This window comes from Shinella granuli (genome assembly GCF_004341885.1).
GTDB lineage: Bacteria > Pseudomonadota > Alphaproteobacteria > Rhizobiales > Rhizobiaceae > Shinella > Shinella granuli.
On record NZ_SLVX01000021.1, the window covers coordinates 19,504 to 41,591 of the forward strand.

Annotated in this window: 24 protein-coding genes; 16 read left to right on the forward strand and 8 right to left on the reverse strand. The window is 65.2% G+C overall.

Features of this window, described 5'->3' with window-relative positions; genetic code table 11:
- Positions 1-3: 3 nt before the first annotated feature.
- Genes maiA through EV665_RS24540 form a run of 3 tightly spaced genes read left to right on the forward strand, consistent with a single transcriptional unit; the run spans position 4 to position 1,340 of the window.
- Positions 4-648: a maleylacetoacetate isomerase gene (gene maiA, locus EV665_RS24530; protein WP_133036053.1), complete on the forward strand. Its 645-nt coding sequence runs from the start codon at positions 4-6 to the stop codon at positions 646-648.
- 57 nt (positions 649-705) lie between these two features.
- Complete coding sequence (locus tag EV665_RS24535) at positions 706-945, forward strand: type II toxin-antitoxin system VapB family antitoxin (RefSeq protein WP_133036054.1); 240 nt, start codon at positions 706-708, stop codon at positions 943-945.
- Positions 945-1,340, forward strand: coding sequence for a type II toxin-antitoxin system VapC family toxin (locus EV665_RS24540; RefSeq protein WP_133036055.1), 396 nt, complete (start codon positions 945-947; stop codon positions 1,338-1,340). Before EV665_RS24535 ends, EV665_RS24540 begins: the two co-directional genes overlap by 1 nt.
- A gap of 36 nt (positions 1,341-1,376) precedes the next feature.
- Here the strand turns inward: EV665_RS24540 and EV665_RS24545 are convergent, their stop codons facing one another.
- Together EV665_RS24545 and EV665_RS24550 are read right to left on the reverse strand one after the other, a co-directional pair.
- Entirely contained in the window at positions 1,377-2,858 is a 1,482-nt protein-coding gene (locus tag EV665_RS24545) for an NAD-dependent succinate-semialdehyde dehydrogenase (protein ID WP_133036056.1), read from the reverse strand.
- Between the two features lie 96 nt (positions 2,859-2,954).
- On the reverse strand, positions 2,955-4,232 hold the full coding sequence (locus tag EV665_RS24550; RefSeq protein WP_133036057.1) for a 4-aminobutyrate--2-oxoglutarate transaminase: 1,278 nt from the start codon (positions 4,230-4,232) through the stop codon (positions 2,955-2,957).
- A 247-nt stretch (positions 4,233-4,479) separates the two neighbouring features.
- Between EV665_RS24550 and EV665_RS24555 the strand changes: the two genes are divergently transcribed.
- Positions 4,480-5,295 carry a MerR family transcriptional regulator gene (locus tag EV665_RS24555; RefSeq protein ID WP_064332781.1) on the forward strand — a complete coding sequence of 272 codons (816 nt, stop codon included), beginning with the start codon at positions 4,480-4,482 and terminating at the stop codon, positions 5,293-5,295.
- Here EV665_RS24555 and EV665_RS24560 read toward each other — a convergent pair.
- On the reverse strand, positions 5,273-5,509 hold the full coding sequence (locus EV665_RS24560) for a hypothetical protein (protein WP_133036058.1): 237 nt from the start codon (positions 5,507-5,509) through the stop codon (positions 5,273-5,275). The genes EV665_RS24555 and EV665_RS24560 overlap by 23 nt on opposite strands.
- On the opposite strand from EV665_RS24560, the gene EV665_RS24565 reads away from it, so the two are divergent.
- The 3 genes from EV665_RS24565 (at position 5,496) to EV665_RS24575 (ending at position 8,135) form a co-directional block, all read left to right on the forward strand.
- Complete coding sequence (locus tag EV665_RS24565; RefSeq protein WP_133036059.1) at positions 5,496-6,344, forward strand: MetQ/NlpA family lipoprotein; 849 nt, start codon at positions 5,496-5,498, stop codon at positions 6,342-6,344. The two genes, EV665_RS24560 and EV665_RS24565, sit on opposite strands and share 14 nt — an antisense overlap.
- Before the next feature lie 83 nt (positions 6,345-6,427).
- The gene (locus tag EV665_RS24570; RefSeq protein ID WP_133036060.1) at positions 6,428-7,498 is read left to right on the forward strand and encodes a methionine ABC transporter ATP-binding protein; all 1,071 of its coding nucleotides are present in this window, start codon (positions 6,428-6,430) and stop codon (positions 7,496-7,498) included.
- A complete protein-coding gene (locus tag EV665_RS24575) occupies positions 7,479-8,135 on the forward strand; it encodes a methionine ABC transporter permease (RefSeq protein ID WP_064332778.1) in 657 nt (218 codons plus the stop codon). The genes EV665_RS24570 and EV665_RS24575 overlap by 20 nt, the downstream gene beginning before the upstream one ends.
- 208 nt (positions 8,136-8,343) lie before the next feature.
- Here EV665_RS24575 and EV665_RS24580 read toward each other — a convergent pair whose 3' ends face one another.
- The 3 genes from EV665_RS24580 to tauA all read right to left on the reverse strand — a co-directional run bounded on the left by EV665_RS24580 (position 8,344) and on the right by tauA (position 11,188).
- The gene (locus EV665_RS24580; RefSeq protein WP_133036061.1) at positions 8,344-9,186 is read right to left on the reverse strand and encodes an ABC transporter permease subunit; all 843 of its coding nucleotides are present in this window, start codon (positions 9,184-9,186) and stop codon (positions 8,344-8,346) included.
- Positions 9,183-9,989 (reverse strand): taurine ABC transporter ATP-binding protein, encoded by an 807-nt coding sequence (locus EV665_RS24585; RefSeq protein WP_064332777.1) that lies wholly within the window; start codon positions 9,987-9,989, stop codon positions 9,183-9,185. Before EV665_RS24585 ends, EV665_RS24580 begins: the two co-directional genes overlap by 4 nt.
- Before the next feature lie 194 nt (positions 9,990-10,183).
- The gene (tauA, locus tag EV665_RS24590; protein ID WP_133036062.1) at positions 10,184-11,188 is read right to left on the reverse strand and encodes a taurine ABC transporter substrate-binding protein; all 1,005 of its coding nucleotides are present in this window, start codon (positions 11,186-11,188) and stop codon (positions 10,184-10,186) included.
- Positions 11,189-11,687: 499 nt separating this feature from the next.
- Here tauA and EV665_RS24595 point away from each other — a divergent pair, with 499 nt between their 5' ends.
- The gene (locus EV665_RS24595) at positions 11,688-12,152 is read left to right on the forward strand and encodes an RrF2 family transcriptional regulator (protein ID WP_064332775.1); all 465 of its coding nucleotides are present in this window, start codon (positions 11,688-11,690) and stop codon (positions 12,150-12,152) included.
- A gap of 115 nt (positions 12,153-12,267) precedes the next feature.
- Here EV665_RS24595 and EV665_RS24600 read toward each other — a convergent pair whose 3' ends face one another.
- The gene (locus EV665_RS24600; RefSeq protein WP_133036063.1) at positions 12,268-13,176 is read right to left on the reverse strand and encodes a LysR family transcriptional regulator; all 909 of its coding nucleotides are present in this window, start codon (positions 13,174-13,176) and stop codon (positions 12,268-12,270) included.
- Between the two features lie 138 nt (positions 13,177-13,314).
- Between EV665_RS24600 and EV665_RS24605 the strand changes: the two genes are divergently transcribed.
- Positions 13,315-14,088 carry an SDR family oxidoreductase gene (locus tag EV665_RS24605; protein WP_133036064.1) on the forward strand — a complete coding sequence of 258 codons (774 nt, stop codon included), beginning with the start codon at positions 13,315-13,317 and terminating at the stop codon, positions 14,086-14,088.
- Between the two features lie 77 nt (positions 14,089-14,165).
- Here EV665_RS24605 and EV665_RS24610 read toward each other — a convergent pair whose 3' ends face one another.
- A complete protein-coding gene (locus EV665_RS24610; RefSeq protein ID WP_133036065.1) occupies positions 14,166-15,209 on the reverse strand; it encodes a LacI family DNA-binding transcriptional regulator in 1,044 nt (347 codons plus the stop codon).
- A 314-nt stretch (positions 15,210-15,523) separates the two neighbouring features.
- Here EV665_RS24610 and EV665_RS24615 point away from each other — a divergent pair, with 314 nt between their 5' ends.
- From EV665_RS24615 to EV665_RS24645, 7 genes are all read left to right on the forward strand, one after another.
- Positions 15,524-16,801 carry an amino acid ABC transporter substrate-binding protein gene (locus EV665_RS24615; protein WP_064332771.1) on the forward strand — a complete coding sequence of 426 codons (1,278 nt, stop codon included), beginning with the start codon at positions 15,524-15,526 and terminating at the stop codon, positions 16,799-16,801.
- A gap of 84 nt (positions 16,802-16,885) precedes the next feature.
- A complete protein-coding gene (locus EV665_RS24620; RefSeq protein ID WP_084438378.1) occupies positions 16,886-17,632 on the forward strand; it encodes an ABC transporter ATP-binding protein in 747 nt (248 codons plus the stop codon).
- On the forward strand, positions 17,632-18,360 hold the full coding sequence (locus tag EV665_RS24625) for an ABC transporter ATP-binding protein (protein WP_064332769.1): 729 nt from the start codon (positions 17,632-17,634) through the stop codon (positions 18,358-18,360). Before EV665_RS24620 ends, EV665_RS24625 begins: the two co-directional genes overlap by 1 nt.
- Positions 18,361-18,372: 12 nt before the next feature.
- Positions 18,373-19,251, forward strand: a complete 879-nt coding sequence (locus tag EV665_RS24630) for a branched-chain amino acid ABC transporter permease (RefSeq protein ID WP_133036066.1) — start codon at positions 18,373-18,375, stop codon at positions 19,249-19,251.
- Positions 19,248-20,294, forward strand: coding sequence for a branched-chain amino acid ABC transporter permease (locus EV665_RS24635; protein WP_210234669.1), 1,047 nt, complete (start codon positions 19,248-19,250; stop codon positions 20,292-20,294). The genes EV665_RS24630 and EV665_RS24635 overlap by 4 nt, the downstream gene beginning before the upstream one ends.
- Positions 20,295-20,356: 62 nt before the next feature.
- Positions 20,357-21,142 (forward strand): glutathione S-transferase family protein, encoded by a 786-nt coding sequence (locus tag EV665_RS24640; protein ID WP_064332767.1) that lies wholly within the window; start codon positions 20,357-20,359, stop codon positions 21,140-21,142.
- Between the two features lie 17 nt (positions 21,143-21,159).
- Positions 21,160-22,086 (forward strand): dioxygenase family protein, encoded by a 927-nt coding sequence (locus tag EV665_RS24645; protein WP_133036067.1) that lies wholly within the window; start codon positions 21,160-21,162, stop codon positions 22,084-22,086.
- Positions 22,087-22,088 lie beyond the last annotated feature (2 nt).

Genomic DNA, 22,088 nt, shown 5'->3' on the forward strand with positions numbered 1-22,088 from the left:
CCCGTGCAGGACGAGATCATCCTCTACGACTACTGGCGGTCCTCCGCCAGCTATCGCGTACGCATCGCGCTGGAAAGCCTCGGTCTTCCCTATCGGCGCGAGTCCATCGACCTTCTGGCCGGGCAGCAACGGTCGCCGGAACACCGCGCCCGCAACCCGCAGGGCCTCGTGCCGGCGCTGTCGATCGACGGACACACGCTGACGCAGTCGCTGGCGATCATCGAATACCTCGCCGAAACGCGCCCCGAGGCGCGTTTCCTGCCCGCCGATCCGCTCGGCCGGCAGCGGGTGCGCACGCTCTCCTATGCCATCGCCATGGAAATCCACGCCGTCTGCAACACGGGCGTCATCGGCCATGTCATGACGATCACGGGGGGAGGGGAGGAGACCCGCGTCGACTGGATGAGGAAATTCATCGGCGAGGGCCTTTTCGCCGTCGAAAAACTCCTTGCCGTCCCGGCGACCGGGACCTTCTGCCATGGCGACACGCCCACCATGGCGGATTTCTGCCTCGTCCCGCAGGTCTACAATGCCGAACGCTGGGGCATCGACCTGTCGGATCTCGAACGGGTGCGGCGCATCGCCGAAACCTGCCGCGCCCTCCCGGCCTTCCGGGCGGCGCATCCTGACGCGGTGAAGCCGGCCTGATCTTTCAGGCAAGGTGCCGGCGTGGTATATATACCTTCAAACGAGGAAGGATATACCATGCCGCTCTACGTGAAGGACCAGGAGGTCGACCGGCTTGCCGAACGGCTGTCCACGCTGCGCAAGGTCAGCAAGACCGAGGCGGTGCGGCAGGCGCTGATGCATGAGTTGCAGCGCGCGGAAAGCGAGCCGACGCTGGTCGAGAAGGCCGTCGCCATGACACGGGAACTCAACAGGAAGTACGCGCCTACTGGCCTCAAGGCTGACAAGGCCTTCATCGACAGTCTCTACGAGGACTGATGTTTCTCGACGCTTCAGCCATCGTCGCCATGATGACAAACGAAAGCGATGCCGAAGCGCTTTCTGCACGCCTGGCGACCGCGCGTTCGCGGGTAACCTCGGCCATGGCGCTTTGGGAAGCGTCAGTCGCATATAGCCGTATTTTCCGGCTTGAGCCCAACGCTGCCCTGCGCGAGGTGGAGGCCTATATCCGGCTGTTTGAAGTCCAGGTCATTGCCATCGAGTCGACAATCGCAGCAGCAGCCGTCGACGCCCACCAACGCTTCGGCAAGGGCCGCCACCCAGCAGGCCTCAACTTCGGCGACTGCTTTGCCTATGCCTGCGCAAGGCAACTCGACATCCCGCTGCTCTACAAGGGCGACGATTTTCCGCAGACGGATATCGACGCCGCATGAGGACCGCCCCGCTAACGCGGGGCGATCTCGGTGTGGTCAGGCGACGTCGCCCATGCAGACATATTTCAGTTCGAGATAATCGTCGGCGCCATGGGCGGAGCCCTCACGGCCGAGACCGGACTGCTTGATGCCGCCGAAGGGCGCGGCCTCGGAGGAGATGAGGCCGGTATTGACGCCGACCATGCCGTATTCGAGCGCTTCCGCCACCTTCCAGACCTTCTTGAGGTCACCGGCGAAGAAGTAGGCGGCAAGGCCGAATTCGGTGTCGTTCGCCTGCTCGATCACGTCCTCGACGGTATCGAAGCGGAAGAGCGGGGCGACCGGACCGAAGGTCTCCTCGCGGGCGACCGTCATGCCGCGGGCGACGTTCTTCAGCACGGTCGGCTGGAAGAATGTGCCCTTACCCTCGACGCGCTTGCCGCCGGCCACCACCGAGGCGCCCTTGGAGACGGCATCGGCGATATGCGCCTCGACCTTGTCGATCGCGGCTTCCTCGATCAGCGGGCCGATGGTCGTGCCCTTGGCAAAGCCGTCGCCGACCGAGAGTTCGGCGACCTTCTTCGCCAGTTTCTCGGCAAAGGCGTCATAGACGTTCGACTGCACATAGAGACGGTTGGCGCAGACGCAGGTCTGGCCCGCATTGCGATATTTCGAGGCCATGGCCCCTTCCACGGCCGCGTCGATATTGGCGTCGTCGAAGACGATGAAGGGCGCATTGCCGCCGAGCTCCAGGCTCACCTTCTTGATCTGGTCGGAGCACTGGCGCATCAGGATGCGGCCGACCTCCGTCGAGCCCGTGAAGGAGATCTTCCGGACCTTCGGATTGTAGCAGAGTTCCTTGCCGATACCCGGGCCGTCCGTACCGAGGATGATGTTGAAGACGCCTGCGGGAAGGCCGGCCTTTTCGGCGAGCACCGCAAGGGCGATGGCCGAAAGCGGCGTCTGCTCGGCCGGCTTGGAGACCACCGTGCAGCCGACGGCGAGCGCCGGCGCCACCTTGCGGGCGATCATCGCGGCCGGGAAGTTCCACGGCGTGATCGTGCCGACGACGCCGACCGGCTGCTTGATGACCAGCATGCGCTTGTCGACCGACGGGGCGGGGATCGTCTCGCCGTTGATGCGCTTGGCCTCTTCCGCATACCATTCGACATAGGAGGCGGCGTAGAGGATCTCGCCCTTGGCTTCCGGCAGCGGCTTGCCCATTTCGGCGGTGAGGATCGCGGCCAGCTCGTCGGCGTTCGCCACGATGAGATCGAACCATTTGCGCAGCAGCACGCTGCGGTCCTTGGCGGGGCGGGCAGCCCAGAGCGGCTGCGCCTCATAGGCGGCGTCGATCGCCGCGGCGGTCTCGGTCGCGCCCATTTCGGGCAGCGTCGCGAGCTTTTCGCCGGTCGCGGGGTTGAAGACATCGAAGGTTTCGGCGCCGTTCCCGCCGATCCAGTTGCCGTTGACATAACCTGCATCACGCAGGAGTTCGGACGACTTCAGGTGCCTGTTGAGGGCATCATAGAAGGCCATGATTTCGTTCCTTTCGGACGTGGACGGCCGTTCACCCGGAGCAGATGCTCCGGGTGTTGCCTTGGGAGGATGTGATTCTAACGTGTGCGGCGCCGGTCAGGCGGCGCGGGCTTCGATCATCGCGCTTTCGAGAATGTCGAGCGCCTCGGCGAACACCTCGTCCTGGATGGTGATCGGCGCGAGGAAGCGGATGACATTGCCGTGCACGCCGCAGGTGAGCAGGATCAGGCCCTTTTCGAGGGCCTTCAGACGCACCTTGTTGGCGAACTCGGCGCTCGGCTGCTTCGTCGAAACGTCGTTGAACTCGACGGCGTTCATGAAGCCCGGGCCGCGGATGTCGACGATCTCGGGAACCTTGTCCTGCAGCGAGGCGAGGCGCTGCTTGAGGCGGGCGCCGAGGTTTTCGGCACGGTTGCAGAGGTCCTCGTCCTTGATGACGTCGAGAACGGCATGGGCCGCCGCAACGCCGATCGGGCTGCCGGCATAGGTGCCGCCGAGGCCGCCCGGGCCGGGCGCGTCCATGATCTCCGCGCGGCCGGTGACGGCCGCGATCGGGAAGCCGCCGCCGAGGCCCTTGGCCATGGTCATGATGTCGGCCGCGATGCCGTAGTGCTCCATGGCGAACAGCTTGCCGGTGCGGGCAAAGCCGGTCTGCACCTCATCGGCGATGAGAAGGATGCCGTGCTGGTCGCAGATCTCGCGCAGCGCCTTCATGAAATTGACGGGAACCGGATAGAAGCCACCTTCGCCCTGCACCGGCTCGACGATGATCGCCGCGACGCGGTTCGGGTCGACATCGGCGGCAAAGAGCTTCTTCAGCACGCCGAGCGACTGCTCGACCGTGGTGCCGTGCATCTCGACCGGGAAGGGCGCATGGAAGACGTCGGCCGGCATGGCGCCGAAGCCGACCTTGTAGGGCACGACCTTGCCGGTCAGGGCCATGCCCATGAAGGTGCGGCCGTGGAAGCTGCCGGTGAAGGCGATGACGGCCTGGCGGCCGGTGGCGGCGCGGGCGATCTTCACGGCATTCTCGACGGCTTCCGCGCCGGTCGTGACAAAGATCGTCTTCTTGGCGAAGTTGCCGGGGGTGATGGCGTTCAGGCGCTCGGCGAGCTCGACATAGTTTTCGTAGGGCACGACCTGGTGGCAGGTGTGGGTGAAGCGATCGAGCTGGTTCTTGACGGCCTCGATGACGCGCGGATGGCGGTGACCGGTGTTGACGACGGCGATGCCTGCGGCAAAGTCGATGTAGCGGTTGCCTTCCTTGTCCCAGATCTCCGCATTCTCCGCACGGTCGGCGTAGATCTGCGTGGTCATGCCGACGCCGCGCGAGATGGCGGCGTTCTTGCGGTCTGTGAGGGGCGTTGCGGTCATGGCGCTATCCTGAATCTGGAGGCTTCTAATAATGGAGCATTCGCGCAGTTCCGGATGCAAAACCGCGCTGCGCTTTTGCCGGAACCGCATTAACTTGCATTTTTTCTGCAAGTCTCAAGTGGAATTCCTACATTTTTTCTGCAAGAATGCAACGGGCATTTTACGGCGGCGACACAGCGGTTTTTCGAGCCGGCGACCGCCGCCGGAATGCTATAGAGAATACTACACAGAATCAGGGATTGGCGCGATGGGTTCGCAAGAACCGGTGCACTACAAGGTGGCGGAGGCCGCGCGGCTCGCCGGCGTTTCGGCCTCCACGCTCAGGCTTTGGGAAACACAGGGGCTCGTCGTGCCGGGGCGCTCCGAAACCGGCCATCGCCAGTACAGCGCCGACGACGTGGCGCGGCTGAAGCGCATTGCCTGGTACAGGACCGAGCGCGGCCTCAACCCGGCCGCCATCCGCGAGGCGCTCGAGGCCGAGGAACCCGCCAACGATGCCCCCTCCGCCGAGGGCGAGGCGCACCAGGGCGTCGGGCGCAAGCTGCGAAGCCTGCGCCATGCCGCCGGCAAGACGCTCGACCAGGTGGCGGGCGATATCGGCATCGCGACGTCGGTGCTCTCCACCTTCGAGCGCACCTCGCAGGGCGTGACCTTTCGCGTGCTGCACGACCTTGCTGATTATTACGGCACGACCGTCTCGAAACTCTCCGGCGAGGAGGAGCAGCAGAACCGCTCGGTCGTGCGGGCAGGGGAGTGGAAGTTCTGGCCCGAGACCTCCCCCGGCGTCACCATCCAGGTGCTGGCCGATGGGCGCAACATGATGGACTGCCACCGCTTCGTGCTCGCGCCCGGCGCCTCCTCCGACGGCGCCTACAAGCACGAAGGCGAGGAATTCGTCCACGTCCTTTCCGGCCGCATCGAAATGGTGCTCGACGGCCACGAATTCCACGATCTCGGCCCCGGCGACAGCCTCTATTTCGAAAGCTGCCGCCGCCACGCCTGGCGCAACCGCCACGACGGCGAAACCGTGCTGATCTGGATCAACACGCCGCCAACCTTCTAGGCTGCGTTCGGCATCCGGCATAGTTCACAATTTCAGTAGAAAATATTTTCCGCCCCGCCGTGATATCCGGGAGCGAAAATTCCGTTTCCGCCTGCCCAATAAACCGCCATTCGTTGTCCACAAAAGCGGCATTTGCGATTTTACCGGCAGAAACAACGATGTTTCGCAGTCGATCCTCCCAATCGCGAAAGCAGGCCAGCATGTCGAAAACCAACAAGAAGCTCCTCGCAAGCACTCTCTTCACCCGCCGCGCCGCCCTTGCGGCCCTTGCGGTGGCAGCCGCCGCCGTCTCCACCTTCTCGCTTCCCGCACCCGGCCTTGCCGAGGACAAGAAGGACCTGAAGGTCGGCATTATCTCCGGCGAGGACGAGGACGTCTGGCGCGTCGTGATCGCGGAAGCCGCCAAGAAGGGCCTCACCATCGAGGCGGTCGTCTTCAACGACTATACCCAGCCGAACGAGGCGCTTGCCCGCGGCGAGATCGACGCGAACGCCTTCCAGCATCTTCCCTATCTGGAAAACCAGGTTCAGCAGCACGGCTACAAGATCGTCCCGGTCGGCTACACGGCCGTCTGGCCGATCGGCCTCTACTCCAAGAAGCACGCCAAGGTCGCCGACCTTCCGGACGGCGCCGCCATCGGCGTGCCGAACGACCCGTCCAACGAGGGCCGGGCACTGCGCGTTCTTCAGAACGAAGGCCTGATCAAGCTGAAGGACGGCACCGGCATCCTCGCCACGATCGCCGACATCGCCGAAAACCCGAAGAACCTGGAAATCAAGGAACTCGATGCCGGCATCGTCGGCCGCTCGGTCGACGACCTCGACGCGGCGATCGTCAACACGGACTGGGCGCTGAAGAGCGGCCTCACCCCGGAAAACCGCATCGCGCAGGAGCCGGTCGACGACAACCCGTACCGCAACTTCATCGCCGTGCGCGAGGAATCGAAGGACGAGCCCTGGGTCAAGCCGCTGGTCGAAGCCTACCAGAACGATGTCGTGAAGGCGGAGTTCGACCGGGTTTACAAGGGCACGGGCATCAGCGCCTACTAAGGCCACCATCCAACCAGCAGGACAGCTCGCGATGCGCCCGCGCCATCGCGGGCTGTCTCGTCGTTTCCGGAAGGGAACCGCAAATGAACACCCATGTGACAAGCCAGGTCGCCGAGCCGGCCGTCCGGGAGGACGATGTCGTCCGTCTTGCCGACGTGCGCCGCCGCTTCGGCGCGACCGCGGCGCTGGACGGCGTTTCGCTCACGGTGCGCCGCGGCGAGTTCCTCGGCATCATCGGCCGCAGCGGCGCGGGCAAGTCGACGCTCATCCGCTGCCTCAACGGCCTCGAACGGCCGGACAGCGGCAGCATCGCAATCGAAGGCCGCGAGATCACCGGCCTTGGCGAGGCCGAGCTGCAGCCGCTGCGCCGCCGCATCGGCATGATCTTCCAGCATTTCAACCTGCTCTCGGCCAAGACCGTCGAGGAGAATGTCGCCCTGCCCCTGAAGATCGAGGGCTGGCCGAAGGCGAAGCGCCTGGCGCGCGCGGCCGAACTCATCGACCTCGTCGGCCTCAAGGGCAAGGCGAAGGCCTATCCGTCGGAACTTTCCGGTGGCCAGAAGCAGCGCGTCGGCATTGCCCGGGCGCTCGCCGCAAGCCCGGCGCTGCTGCTTTCCGACGAGGCGACCTCCGCGCTCGACCCGGAAACGACCCGCGCGATCCTCACACTGCTGAAGGACATCAACCGCAAGCTCGGCCTCACCATCCTGCTCATCACCCACGAGATGGAGGTGGTGCGTTCCATCGCCGACCGCGTGACGGTGCTCGATGCCGGCCGCATCGTCGAGGAGGGGCCGGTCTGGCAGGTCTTCGCGACGCCGCAGGCGCAGACGACGAAGAGCCTGCTCAGCGGCATCCGCCCGCAACTGCCCGCCCATATCACCCAGAAGCTTGTCGCGGACGTAACGGGCGAGGCCATCCTTGGCGTCGACATTGCCGGCCCCGCGGCCACGGGCCCGCTCTTCCAGCAGCTTTCCGCCGAATTTCCGGATGGCTACCGGCTGATCCACGGCGGCGTCGACCATATTCAGGAACAGGCGGTCGGCCGTTTCTTCATCGCCGTGCCGGCCGAGGCCGCCGCGCGTTTCGCAACCCTGGCAGAGCGCTTCGGCGCGCAGGTGGAGGTCCTCGGCCATGTCGCCGGTCATGCTTGAACTTCTCGTCCGCTCGCTATGGGAAACCGTCGTGATGACGGCCGCCTCCGGCGTCATCTCGCTCGTCTTCGGCCTGCCGCTCGGCCTTGCGCTGGTCGCCACCGCGCGCGGCGGCATTGCGGAAAACCTCTGGATCAACCGCGTGCTCGGCGCCGTCATCAACGGCTTCCGTTCCGTGCCCTTCATCATCCTGCTGGTGGCACTCATTCCGGTCACGCGTTTCATCGTCGGAACGTCGATCGGCACCTGGGCGGCCATCGTGCCGCTCGCCATCGCCGCGACGCCCTATTATGCGCGCATCGCCGAGGTTTCCCTGCGGGAAGTCGATCGCGGCCTGATCGAGGCGGTGCGGGCGATGGGCGGCAACCGCTGGACCATCGTGCGCGAGGTGCTGATCCCCGAAGCGCTGCCCGGCATCGTTGCGGGCTTCACCGTCACGCTCGTCACGCTGATCGGCGCCTCCGCCATGGCCGGCGCCATCGGCGCGGGCGGCCTCGGCGACCTTGCCATCCGCTACGGCTACCAGCGCTTCGAGACCTCGGTGATGGTGGCGGTGGTCGCCGTGCTGATCGTGCTCGTCTGCGGCATCCAGTGGCTGGGCGACCGCCTGACGGCCCGTCTCGATCATCGCGGATGAGGCCAGAGGGCGGCCAGGTCCTCCTCCGTCATCCTCGGGCTTGACCCGAGGAGCCATGCCACAAACTCAACATGTACCGTGACGCGTGGATCCTCGGGTCAAGCCCGAGGATGACGATTGGCGGATGGGGCGATGCTTGTCACCAAACCGGCGGCACCCCTTCCAAATCACGAAGCGGCCGTCTCGATTTCGTGCCTCGCCCGATCCTTCAGCGATGCGCCGCCCAGGGCACCAGGCGCCGCTCGATCTGCCGGGCGACATATTCCAGGAGGATGGCGATCAGCGCGATGACGATGATGCCGGCGATCACGATGTCGGTGACGAGGAATTGCGCCGCCGACTGGATCATGAAGCCGATGCCGCTCGTCGCGGCCACCAGTTCGGCCGCCACCAGCGTCGTCCAGCCGGCGCCGAGCGCAATGCGCACGCCGGTGAGGATCGACGGCACGGCGCTCGGCAGCACCACCTCGCGCAGCACCTGCCGACGGCTCGCCCCGAGCGAGCGCGCGGCATTGACATGATCCTTCGATACCCCGCGCACGCCGGCGGAGGTCGACAGGATGATCGACGGCAGCATGGAAAGCACGATCACCGTGATCTTCGAGGCCTCGCCGATGCCGACCCAGATGATGATGAGCGGCAGGTAGGCGAGGGGCGGCAGCGGCCGCAGGAATTCCACGATCGGGTCGAGAATGCCGCGGCCGAGACGGCTCGTGCCGATGGCGATGCCGGCGGGAATGCCGATGAGGATGGAGGCGATGAGGGCGCCGAAGATACGGTAGAGGCTGGCGCCGACATGCTCGGCCAGCGTCGCATCGACGAAGCCCGTGACGACGAGATTGTAGAGGGCGAGCACGACCTGTCGCGGCGAGGGCAGGAAGACCGGTGAAACGAGGGCATAGGCGGAGGCGAGCCCCCAGGCGGCGATGATCACGCCGATCGTGATGGCCGAGATGATGGCGACCGGCAGCGGCCGCGCTTTCAGCGGGCGTTCCGCCTCCCCCGTTTCCGCCACCTGCGGCAGGGTATCGATGTCGGTCGAAAGTGTCATGCGGCGATCTCCTCTTCCGCGGAGGCGTGGATAAGGCCGGTCAGGCCGGCATGCATGCGCTTGAAGATCGGCGAGGCCTTCACGGCGGCGACCGAGGCGCCGTTCAGCACCTCCGCGTTGAAGCCCGCCTCGATCTCGGCAGTCAGGCGGCCCGGATTGGGCGACAGCACGACGATGCGCGTGCCGAGCAGCAGCGCCTCCTCGATGCTGTGCGTGATGAGCAGGGCGCCCGCCCCGCTTTCCGCCTTGATGCGCAGCAGGAACTCCTGCATGCGCGTGCGGGTGAGGGCGTCGAGCGCGCCGAGCGGCTCGTCGAGCAGCAGGAAACGCGGCTCGGCGGCGAGCGCCCGGGCAATGCCGACCCGCTGGCGCATGCCGCCGGAAAGCTCCCAGATCCGCCGGTCGCCGGCATCCGCAAGGCCGACGCGGGCGAGAAGCTGCTCCGCCCGCGCGCGGCGCTCGGCAAGCGGCACGCCCTTCAGCTTGAAGGGCAGGGCGATGTTGTCCCGCGCGTCGAGCCAGGGATAGAGCGCATCGTCCTGGAAGACGACCGCCCGGTCGGCGCTCGGCCCCTCGATCGGCACGCCGTCGACGGTGATGGTGCCGGCGGTCGGTTCCAGGAAACCGGCGGCGAGATTGAGCAGGCTCGTCTTGCCGGAGCCGGAGCGCCCGATGATGGCGACCAGCTCGTGCGAGGCGACCTGCAGGTCGATGCCGTCGAGGACCAGCTTTTCGCCGACACCGGCGCGCGCCGCCCTCGGCGGATAGCGCAGCGAAACACTGCGGAATGTCAGGGTGCTCATGAAACCTCCGGGAGCAGGGACCGCCTGGAGTTCTTTCGCTCTTCTCCGAATCGCGAAAACGCTCCAACCTTTGTTTCTCCGCAATTCCGGACGCAAAACCGCTTCGCACTTTTGCTGGAATTGCTCCATCGGGCGATGGCCCGACAGCGCATCCGCGCTGCCGGGCCCTTCCGCCGCAGGATTGTTTCGTCGGATCAGTAGGCGAGCTTCGTCGCGTCCGTCACCCAGCGGGTGGACACGTAGGGCGTATAGTCGGAGAGCGCCGCCGGGATCTTGCCCTGCTCCAGCAGGAAGGCCGAGGTATCGGCCACCGCCTTCACCGTGCCGCCGCCGAGCAGCGCCTCGCCGGCCTGCTCTTCCAGCGTCGGGAAGATATAGCCCTTGAGGAGCGCCGGCACCTCGTCCTGCTTGGCGCCGGTCAGGCGCGCGATCTTCTCGGCTTCCGGCGAGGTGGCGTTCCAGGCCTCCGGATCGGCGCGGTAGGCCGCCGTCGCATCGCCCGTCACCTTCACGAAGGCCGTCACGACATCCGGATGCGCCTCGGCGAATTTCTTGCTGACGATCCAGGCGTCGAAGGTCGGGCCGCCCCATTCGGCGACATCCGCCGAGGTGGCCAGCACCGTGCCGCTCTTCTTCAGTTGTGCCAGCACCGGATCCCAGACATAGGCGCCGTCGATGTCGCCGCGTTCCCAGGCGGCCGCGATTTCCGGCGGACGCAGGTTGAGGATTTCCACCGACTTGGGATCGACCTTCCAGTGCTTCAGCGCCGTCAGCAGGCTGTAATGCGCGGTGGAGACGAAGGGCGTCGCGATCTTCTTGCCGGCCAGGTCCTCCGGCTTCTCGATGGATTTCACGGCAAGCGCCTCGGCCTCGCTGATGAGACCGACGACGAAGATCGTCTCGATCGGCAGTTCGCGGCTGGAGGCGGCGGCCAGCGGCGAGGAGCCGACATAGCCGATATCCAGCGAACCCGAGGCGATGGCGGCGATCACGTCGGCGCCGCCGTCGAATTTCTGCCAGTTGATCTTGGCGCCGGTCACCTTCTCATAGGTGCCCTCGGCCTGCGGCACGCGGGAGGGCTCGACGATCGGCTGGTAGCCGATGTTGAGCGTCACCTCCTCGGCAAAAGCGGTGGCGAAGGATGCGGTAAGGGCAAGGGCGGCCGTCGCGGCAAGCAGGGTCCTGCGGGTCGTGGTCATGGGTCTCTCCTCAAAAATCCGTCGCCCGGGATCTGCCGCGGGCCGGTGATTCAAGGCTATATATTCAATAAATTTAGTAGAGAAATATTTGCCTCAATTTAGCGGTTCCTTCGCAATTGGTTTTGCGTTTTCCGGCGGTGCAACTGGAACGAGTCGTGCGCCCCGTGAAGGGCCGCACAGGGCACCGCGCGACGAAGGACGCGCGCAAAGGACCGGCCAGAGCGGAAAATGATGCCAAATGAGCACGCTCCGACGGAAAATCCGCATAAGCACTTGGCAAAAATGCCAATTTCCTTGCAGGATCGCTGAAAAATAAATTATATTGTTTTTATATGTTTTTCGCACTTCGGTGCCAAGAATGAGCCAGAATCACCCGTCATGGGTGAGCCGATCGATCTTCCCGAGGACGACGGACGGAAACCGAGCGGGACGCGATGCGCGCGTCCGCGCTGCCGGGTATATCCGGTGATGCACATATGCTGATGGAAAGCAGGCCGACATGCTGACGAAAAAGGGAAAATATGGACTGAAGGCCCTGGTGGACCTGGCCCGGCTGGCGCCTGGCGAAACCGCTTTCGTCAGCGAGATCGCGCTTCGCAACAACATTCCGAAGAAGTTCCTCGACACGATCCTCTTGGAACTGCGCAATGCCGGCATGCTGCGCTCCAAGAAGGGCCCGGGCGGCGGCTACTCGCTTTCGCATCCCGCGTCGGAGATCCGCATCGGCCACGCCATCCGCGTGCTCGACGGCCCGCTGGCGCCGATCCGCTGCGCCAGCCGCACGGCCTATGAGGCCTGCGAGGACTGCGCGGATCCGGAAGCCTGTCAGGTCCGCCGCGCCATGACCGACGTACGCGACGCCATCGCTGCCATCCTCGACACGATGACCCTCGAACAGTTCGTCGCCGTGCCCGGCGCCAGCGCGATGATCGAAGAGGAAGAACTGGAAAAGCGCGTCGGATAAGCCGGGCGCTTTCACCCTCCTCTTCCCGGGGGCCGGCCGCCCGCATCAGCGGCAGGCGGGCGGCCGGCCGTAGCATGCGCACAAACGGCCACGCACCCCGCTGACGGCCGGTTTCCTATGCACGCTGCAAAAGCTGCCGCCTGAGCAGCGCCTCCAGCCAGTCTGCGAAGACCTGCAGCCGGCGAGAGAGGTGCTGGCGGTGGGGATAGAGCAAGGCCATGGGCATCGGCGCGGCAAGATGGCGGGGCATCACCTCGACCAGTTCCCCCGCTTCGAGATGCTCCCTGACGTCATAGGCCGGAATCTGGATCAGCCCGAGGCCTGCGAGGCAGCAGGCGATATAGGCCTCGGCGCTGTTGACCGTGACGCGTCCCTGCAGCCGCGCCCTGTGCAGCGTCCCGTTCTCGACCCATTCCCAATCCTCGACCCGGCCGCTGGATGGCGAGGCATAGTTGACCGCCCGGTGATGGCCCAGATCCTCCGGCGCGCGCGGCGTCCCGTGACGCGCCAGATAGGCGGGGCTGGCGACATTGATCAGTGGCAGTTCACCGATCGGCCGCGCGATCAGGCCCGAATCGCCGAGCGGGCCGACACGCAGCACGCAATCGATGCCGTCTTCGACCAGGTTCACCGCGCGGTCGGTGACGCCGAGGTCGATGTCGATCCCGGGATAGTCGTCGAGGAAGCCGGGCAAGGCCGGCGTGATGATCAGGCGCCCGATCCGGCCCGGCACGTCGACCCGCAGCTTGCCCGACGGCCGGGCGGCCGTATGCCGGAACAGGTTCTCGGTGTCCTCGACGTCGGCGATGACCCGCTGGCAGCGTTCGTAAAAGGCGATCCCATCCTGGGTCGGGGAGACCTTGCGGGTGGTGCGGTAGAGCAGCCGCGCGCCCACGCGTGCCTCCAGTTCCTGCACGGCCGCCGACACGGAGGAACGGGGCACCCCCAGCGTATCGGCGGCGCGGGTGAAGCTCGCCTGTTCGACGACGCGCGCGAAGATACGGAAGAGATCGATGCGGTCCACGGGTCTTGCCTCTCCGATTGCGCGGAATTTCTGACAAGTGATGTCAGAATGGCCGTCTTTATCAGCCAGTTCTAGACGATATGGTTCCTGAACGGAAGCGATCGCGGTACGATCGCACGCTGGCAAAGGAGGCCACCCATGCCCGATCACAGCATCAAAGGCAAAATCGTCATCATCGCCGGAGGCGCGAAGAATCTCGGCGGGCTGGTCGCCCGCGATCTTGCCGCGCAGGGCGCAAGGGCGATCGCGATCCACTACAACAGCGCGGCCACCAGGGCGGAGGCCGACGCCACCGTGGCCGCCGTCAAGGCTGCAGGCGCCGAGGCCGTCGCCTTCCAGGCAGACCTGACCACAGCCGGCGCGGTCGAGAAACTGTTCTCCGATGCGGTCGACGCCATCGGCCGACCGGACATCGCCATCAACACCGTCGGCAAGGTGCTGAAGAAGCCCATCGTCGAGATCAGCGAGGCCGAATATGACGAGATGAGCGCCGTCAACGCCAAGACGGCCTTCTTCTTCATCAAGGAAGCGGGCAAGCATCTCAACGACAACGGCAAGCTGGTGACGCTCGTCACCTCGCTGCTCGGCGCCTTCACGCCCTTCTACGCGAGCTATGCCGGCACCAAGGCGCCGGTCGAGCATTTCACGCGGGCGGCATCGAAGGAATTCGGCGAACGCGGCATCTCGGTGACGGCGATCGGGCCGGGCCCGATGGACACGCCCTTCTTCTATCCGGCCGAGGGTGCGGATGCGGTCGCCTACCACAAGACCGCCGCGGCGCTGTCGGGCTTCTCGAAGACCGGCCTCACCGATATCGAGGACATCGTCCCCCATATCCGCTTCCTGGTCTCCGACGGCTGGTGGATGACCGGCCAGACCATCCTCGTCAACGGCGGCTACACCACGAAATAGGATCGAGGGGCGCCTTCTTCCCACGGGATGGGCCGCCTTTTCTCCGCCGGAATGGCCGCGAAGGCACATTCCGCTTTTCAGGATCGCACAAGGCTCCCGGCGGGAGCCGTGCTCTCGCGAACGACGATTTCGACCGGCAGGATGGTCTCCATGGGGATGTCTTCGGCCTTGTCGCCATTCATCAGTTGCAGCAGCACCGTGGCAGCAGTCTGGCCGGCGCTGTGCTGGAGGATGCGGACGGTCGTCAGCCGGGGGCGGATCAGGTCGAGGAACGGCATGTCGTTGAAGCCGGTGACGGAGACCTCGCGGGGGCAGTCGATGCCATGCTCGCGCAGCTCGTCGATCGCGCCCAGCGCGAGACGGTCGTTGGCGCAGAGGACGGCGGTGAATGTCCGGCCCGATGCCAGGAGGTCCCGGATGCCCCGCGCGCCCTCCTGCTCGTCGAAGCGCCGGGCCGTCGCCACGAGGTCCGGCCGGAATTCGAGCGACAGGGTCGCGGCGGCATTGCGGAAGGCGGCCAGGCGAAGCTGGCCCGTCGACAGGTCCTGCGGGCCGGCGAGGTGCGCGATGTCGCGGTGCCCGAGATCGCGCAGATGGCGCAGCATCTCGCAGATGCCGGCATCCTCGTCATTGATGATGTAGGGGATCTGCGAGTTCTCGACCATGCGGTTCAGCGTCACCACCGGCAGCCCTTCAGCCGCCGCCCTGGCAATGGACGGATCGCTCCTCAGCACGGCCGCGTGAATGATGCCGTCGACGCCGCGGTCGCGCAGCACGTCGACGAGGCGGCTTTCCCGATCCCGTTCGCTGTCGGTGTTGACGATGATCGACGCATAGCCCAGCGGCTCCAGGACGCTTTCGATGCCGCGCAGGATCGGCGGGAAGATGACGTTGGTGATGTCGGGGATCATCACGCCCACGGTCATCGTGCGATTGGTCCGAAGGCCGGCGGCGATGCGGTTCGGCCGATAGCCCAGCGCATCCGCCGCCGCTTGGATGCGGCTGGCGACTTCTTCCGTGATCGACTTGCGCTCCACCGGATCCAGCGCCCGGGAGACGGTGGATACGTGCACGCCCGTCTCCCGGGCGATGTCTTTCAGCGTGATCCGTTTCTGCCGCATCTGATCTCCTCTGATTTGCACATATTAGCAGATCGTGGGCGCCGCACGCAATCGATTGCAAAAATCCTTGACCAAACGCAAGTGCCGTGATACCTCATCCTCGCAATCGATTGCACGAAGGCTTGGAGGAGCGCTTGTGCGTCGAGCAAGGGCCGGGTCGTCATGGAGGACGGCCGGGCAAATACCCTCAATGATCCCGGACGGGAATGCGGGAAAGCCGCAGACCTCCGTTTGCCGGGCACGGAATTCAGCCGGGCGCCCCGAGAGGGGTGCCTGGTCGCGGATGCAATCGATCGCTAACGGGAGGAAGGCGTATGAGATTGAATACTTTGCTCGCGGCAACGGCCGCGGCGGCGATAACCGCAGGCGCGGCGCAGGCCGAGACCTTGAAGATCGGGGCCTCGCTGCCGATCACGGGCGGACTGTCGGTCAGCGGCGAGAAACACAAGCGGGGCTACGAGCTCTGCACGAAGCTGATCAACGACGCGGGCGGCATTCTCGGCCGGCAGGTCGAACTGATCGTCAGCGACAACCGGTCGGACACGGCGACCGCGATCAACCAGTATGAGCGCTTCATCAATGTCGACAAGGTCGACGCCGTCTACGGCACCTTTTCGAGCCGGCTGACCTTCCCGGTCGCCAGCATCCTTTCGAAATACAACATGGTGCACGCCATTCCCTCGGGCGGCGCCTTGCGCATCTACGAACAGGGCTACAAGAACCTGTTCTACTTCCAGGTCAACGCCGCCGAATATACCGGCAAGGACGTGGCCGCGGTGATCAAGCAGCTCATCCCGGCGGGCGAGGCGCCGAAGAGCGCAGCCGTGGTCTCGGCCGACGACTTCTTCGCCAATGCCATCGAGGCGGGCCTGCTCGGACAGAAGGTGAAGGATCCGGCGACCGACAAGGAGATCGCCGACCTGGCGCCCGGCTATCTTTCCGATGCGGGCATCGAGGTGCTGATGCAGGAGAAGTGGCCGGAGGAAGGCTTCAACGACTGGCTGAACCTTGCCAATTCGATCAAGCGCTCCGGCGCCGAGATGGTCATCGGCCTGACGGCCTCGGCGGAAGAGGCCGTGCAACTGACGCGCAGCCTCAAGACCGTCGGCGCCACGCCCAAGCTGGTCTATCTCAGCCAGGGCGCTCAGACGGAGTTCGTCGAGGGCGTCGGCAAGGAAGCGGCCGATGGCGTGCTGATCCACACCACCTGGCACAAGGACGTGCCGTTCGACAGCACGCTGGCCGGCAAGCCGTTCAGCAATGCCGACTTCGTCAAGGCCTTCACCGCCGAATACAATGTCGAGCCGGACGAGGACAGCGCCATTCCGTTCGCCGTCTGCCAGGGCATCGAGCAGGCGATCCTCGGGGCGGGCACCACCGACAATGCCAAGATGGGCGAATGGCTGCACGCGCGCACCAAGGACGATCCCGTCCGCACGGTGCTCGGCCGCTTCTCCTGGGATGAGGTCGGCCTGCCGGTGGAGAAATCCCACATCATGACGCAGTGGCAGAACGGCGACCTGACATTCGTCTACCCGACCGGCGAATTCGAAGGCGTGTCGCCCTTCAGCTACCCCAAGAACGGGTTCTGAGAAGACAGGCGGCGGAAGGGTGCCCCCGGGGCGTCCTTCCCGCCGCCGGCCATGATCAGCGCAACTCGGAAGAGGATATGGCGCATGCTTGAAGTGAAGAACCTCTGTAAGCATTTCGGCGGCATCAAGGCCGTCGACGGTGCCACGTTCACGGTCGAGAAGGGCGCGATCACCGCCCTGATCGGCCCGAACGGCGCCGGAAAGACGACTGCGTTCAATTGCATCAGCCGGACGGCGGCGCCGACGTCGGGCGAGGTCTGGCTCGACGGCGAGCGGATCGACCACCTCCGGCCGCACAAGATCACGGCCAAGGGCCTCAGCCGGACCTTCCAGATCTCGCGCAATCTCGGCGACATGACGGTGATCGAGAACGTCATCGTCCAGTCCAGGGTCGATGGTCTGCGCGGCCTGTTCCGCCCGGCCATGTCGCGGGAGGAAAAGGACAAGGCGATGTCGATACTCGACTTCCTCGGCATCACCCGCATCGCCCACGAGGATGGCCACAATCTCTCCTACGGCCAGAAGAAGCTCATGGACCTCGCCGCGCTGCTGATGTCCGACCCCAAGATCATCCTGCTCGACGAACCGGCCGGCGGGGTCAACCCGTCGCTGATGGAGGAGATCGTCGGCCATATCCGCGCGCTCAACGACAAGGGCCTGACGGTGCTGATCGTCGAGCACAACATGGACCTGATCATGCGGCTCTCGCATAAGGTCGTGGTCATGGCGCACGGCAAGGTCATCTGCGCCGGCACGCCCGATGTGGTGCGCAAGGATCCCCACGTGCTCGATGCCTATCTCGGCGGCGTCCTGGAAGACGAGGCGGCCTGATGACGAAGCTTCTGGAGGTCACCAACATCACCGCCGGCTACGGCGACGGCCCCGCCATCATCGATGGGGCACACCTGACCGTCGAGCCCGGCAAGGTCCATTGCATCATCGGCCCGAACGGCGCCGGAAAGTCGACGCTGCTCAAGGCGATCTGCGGCATGCTGTCCATCCGCAAGGGCGACGTCGTGTTCAAGGGCGAGCGGCTGAACGGGCTTCGCCCCGACCAGATCCTGCGCAAGGGCATCTGTTTCGTGCCGCAGGAGCGCGCACTGTTTGCGAAGATGACCGTGCGCGAGAATCTGCGCATGGGCGGCTTCATCCTCGATGACAAGAAGGAGCTGGAGCGCCGCATCGAGGGCATCCTGGAACGCTTCCCGATCCTTCGCGAGCGGGCCGACCAGCATGCCGGCACCATGTCCGGCGGCCAGCAACAGACGCTCGCCATGGCCCGCACGCTCATCATCAAGCCCGACATCGTCATGCTCGACGAACCGTCCCTCGGCCTGGCGCCGAAGGTCGTCCAGGAGATGTTCGACATCATGAAGATGATGTCGGCGGAAGGCGTCACCGTCCTCCTGGTCGAGCAGAACGCGCTGATGGGGCTCAAGAACGCCGACTGGGGCGTCGTGCTCGATCTCGGCCGCACGCTGTTCGAGGGCCCGGCCGCCACGGTGCTGGCCGATCCGCGCATCCAGGAACTTTACCTCGGCGGCAAGAAGGCCGCCTGACGAGGAGCAGACATGGCAGAGATATTGCAGATACTGATTCTGGGCCTGGCGCTCGGCGGCGTCATCGCCCTGATGGGCTCCGGCCTGTCGCTGGTCTTCGGCGTGATGCGCATCGTCAATCTAGCCCATCCCGCGCTGATCATCGGCGGCGCCTACATCACCTATCTGGCGTTCAAGGCCTTCGACATCGATCCGATCGCCATGCTGCCCGTCGCAGCCGTCACCATGGCGGCCGTCGGCGTGGTGCTCTACCGGCTGCTGTTCCAGCGCGAGGCCAGGAGCGCCAAATATTCCGAGATGACGGTGCTGCTCACCTTCGCGCTGGCGATGATGGTGGAAGGGCTGCTCGGCAGCCTCTTCACCAACACCCAGCGGGTGACGTCGCCCGACTACGCCACCGCCGCTTTCTTCATCGGTGATGTCTTCATCCCCAAGGGGCAGCTCTATGCCGGCCTCGTCTCGCTGGCGATCATCGCGGCGCTCTCCCTGTTCCTCAAATATTCGCGGCTCGGCTATGCCATCCGTGCCACCACGCAGAACCGCGAGGCGGCGGAACTGCTGGGCGTCAACGTGCAGTTCATCAGCGTGCTCGCCTTCGCCATCGGCATCGGCCTTGCGGGCGCTGCCGGATCGCTGGTCAGCTTCGTGTTCAGCTTCTTTCCGGCCAAGCACTGGGAATGGATCGCCATGCTGATGTCGGTGGTGGTGCTCGGCGGCATGGGCAGCATCCTCGGCACGGTGGTCGGCGCGCTCATCCTGTCCGTGGTCGCCGCCTTTGTCGGCACCTGGATCGGTGCGACCTGGTCGACGCTGACCTTCTTCCTCGCTCTTTTCATCATTCTGCTGGTCCGGCCCCAGGGGCTGTTCGGCGAAAAACCGGAGATGGCATGATGACCGTCACCCTTCAGGACTCCAGCGCCAGCGCCGTCATCGAGGCCCGCCGCACATACAACGAGAAACTGTCGCGCAAGACCGACCAGACCCGGGCGACCTGGTTCCCGCTCGCTTTGCTTGCTTTGCTCGCCGCGCTGCCGCTGCTGCAATTCGTCGGCAACTACAATTACGTGCTGCACCTGGTGCTCTTTACCGCCTCCTATGTGGCAATGGCATCGAGCTGGAACATCCTCGGCGGCTTTGCCGGCTATGTCTCGCTCGGCCATGCCGTGTTCTTCGGCGTCGGGGGATACTTTTCCGGCATGCTCCTGGCACGCTACGGCATTTCCACGCTGATCACCGCGCCGCTTGCCGGCCTCGTCGCGGCGGCCATCGGCTATGGCGTGGGCCTGGTCACACTCAAGGTGCGCGGCCCGAGCTTCATCATCTCGTCGATCGCCCTTCTGATGATCGCCCGCATCCTGTTCGACAACTGGCACTTCATCGGCGGCGCCAACGGCCTCACCCTGCCGACGAACGATCTGACGGTGCAGTGGGCCAAGCTGCCCTACTACTATGCGATGCTGGCGATCGCGGCCTTCACCGTCTGGTCGGCCTACAAGATCAAGCATTCGAAGTTCGGCCTCGGCCTGCGCGCCCTTTCCAAGGACGAAATCAAGGCGGAAAGCGCCGGCATCGACACGCGCTTCTACAAGGTCGTGGCCTTCGCGCTCTCGGCCTTCTTCGTCGGCATGGCCGGCGCGGTGTGGGGCGAGTACCTGACCTATCTGCGTCCGAACATCTTCCTGCTCATCCTGGTCTCGGCCAACATGGTGCTGATGTGCATCCTCGGCGGCAAGGGCACGATCGCCGGGCCGGTGATCGGTGCGATCCTGATCGTCGCGCTCAACGAGCTCTTCGTCGCCACGATGGGGGCTTCCGAAATCAACATCCTCGGCACCGGCCTGGTGATGGCGATCGGCCTGATGTTCTTCCCGCTCGGACTGGTCGGAACCCTGGCCAGAAGCGGAAAGCTGCCCCGCATCCTCAACTGGGACTAGCAGGACGCGCCCGCCCCGCCATCAGAGAACACGGCTCGTACGGTCAACGAGAGGAAAACGACATGCCGGAATTCGTGCTCTACAACGCGCCGCAGTCCACATGCAGCCAGCGCGTCCGCTATGTCCTTCACGCCAAGGGCAGGGTCTTCGAGGAACACCGGCTCGATCTCTTCAAGGGAGATCAGCTCAAGCCCGAATACCTCGCGATCAACCCGAACGGCGTGGTCCCGACCCTCTTGCACGATGGCGCCCCGGTCACCGATTCCGCCGTCATCATGGAATATCTGGAGGACATTTTCGGTGACGTGGCGCCGCTGAGGCCCGGCGATCCGCTCAAGGTGGCGCAGATGCGCGCGATGCTGCGCTTCATCGACGAGGTGCCGACGCCGGCAATCCGCGTGCCGTCCTACAACCTCGCCTTCCTGCCGCACTTCCAGGCGATGGACGACGAGGCGTTCCAGGCGCTGTGCGACAGCAAGCCCCTGCGCCGTGAATTCCTCATGAAAATGGGGCGCACCGGGTTCCCGAAGGCCGAGATGGACGAGGCCCTGGCGCGCCTGCAGCGCGGCATGGACCGCATGGCAACATGGCTTGCCGCCAGCGGCGGGCCCTGGCTGATGGGCGCGGATCTCAGCCTTGCCGATATCGCGATCATGCCCGTCATCGTGCGGATGGACGACATCCGGCTTGCCGGAATGTGGCGCGAAGCGCCCGCCATCGGCCGCTGGCTCGAAAGGATCCGGCAAACGCCCGCCTTCTCCGCGACCTATTATCACGGCTCGCTGTTGACCGAGAAATACCCGCATCTCGCCGCCGCCGCCAGGCGGCCCGAACCCATGGACGCATGAACGCAGTGGAGGATGAAATGGACTATGTCAGCACCCCGCCCAAGCTCATCACGAAGGAAGCCGACGTGACGCCCACCGTTCTTGCGGCGATGGCGAACACCGACAATCCCCGGCTGAAGGAAATCATGACCGTGCTGGTGGACCACCTCCATCAGTTCATCCTCACGACGCGCCCGACGGAGGAGGAATTCGAATATGCCCTGCGCTGGATCGTCGAGATCGGCCAGCGGACGAACGAATTCCACAACGAGGTGGTGCTTGCCGCCGACGTGCTCGGCGCGTCCACGCTGATCGACCTCATCAACAATGACGGCATGCAGGGCGAGACGATGTCGGCGCTGCTCGGGCCGTTCTACCGCGGCGATGCGCCGGTCTGCGCGAACGGCGACTGTATCGCCCGCTCGCAAACGCCCGGCGCCACGCTTTTCTTCTCCGGCAGGGTGATCGGGACCGACGGCGCGCCGATCGCCGGGGCCATGCTCGATGTGTGGCAGGCGTCGCCCGTCGGCCTCTACGAGAACCAGGATGAAACCCAGGAGGATTGCAACCTTCGCGGCAAGTTCATCAGCGCGGCCGATGGCCGGTATCATTTCCGCTCGGTCAAGCCCGCCGGTTATCCCGTGCCGACCGACGGTCCCGTCGGCGTGCTGCTGCGGGCCCAGAACCGCGAGCCGATGCGGCCGGCGCACGTCCATTTCATCGTGTCCGCGCCGGGACACAAGACCCTGATCACGCAGATCTTCTCCGACACGCCCGAGGCGCTGGCGGCGGATGTCGTGTTCGGCGCCAAGCAGCAGATCGTCGGCAACTTCGTCATGCATACCGAGCCGCACCCCGATTATCCGGATGCGAACCTGCCCTTCTATACCTGCGAATACGATTTCAAGCTGGTGCCCGGCACATCGACGCTCCCCGTCCCGCCGATTTCGGGAAAGAAGAGCTGAGC